Source organism: Pseudomonas sp. 51_B, from assembly GCF_017491595.1.
In the GTDB taxonomy this organism is placed as follows: domain Bacteria; phylum Pseudomonadota; class Gammaproteobacteria; order Pseudomonadales; family Pseudomonadaceae; genus Aquipseudomonas; species Aquipseudomonas promysalinigenes.
In genome coordinates, this window is the sequence record NZ_JAFGYW010000408.1 from 1 (window position 1) to 445 (window position 445).

General features: G+C 62.7%; 1 protein-coding gene. It reads left to right on the forward strand.

Annotated elements, in window-relative coordinates:
* On the forward strand, nt 1-445 hold a 445-nt coding region (locus J5M56_RS25470), incomplete at both ends, for an aconitase family protein (protein WP_243430909.1).

A 445-nucleotide genomic window follows, 5' to 3' on the forward strand; every position in this document is an offset into this window, starting at 1 on the left:
GTCACTTCCGCGCTGCCGGTAAACTGCTGGATCAGGTCAAGGGTCAGCTGCCAACCCGTCTGTGGCTGTCGCCGCCGACCAAGATGGACGCTCACCAACTGACCGAAGAAGGCTACTACGGCATCTACGGCAAGGCTGGCGCACGCATGGAAATGCCAGGCTGCTCGCTGTGCATGGGTAACCAGGCACGCGTTGAGCCGAACAGCACCGTGGTCTCCACGTCGACCCGTAACTTCCCGAACCGTCTGGGCGACGGCGCGAACGTCTACCTGGCCTCGGCCGAGCTGGCGTCCGTTGCTTCGATCCTGGGTCGCCTGCCGACCGTCGAGGAGTACATGGAATACGCTGGCAAGATCGACAGCATGGCGGCCGATGTCTACCGCTACCTGTCCTTCGAGCAGATCGCCGAGTTCCGTGAAGCTGCTGCGAACGCCAAGATCCCGGT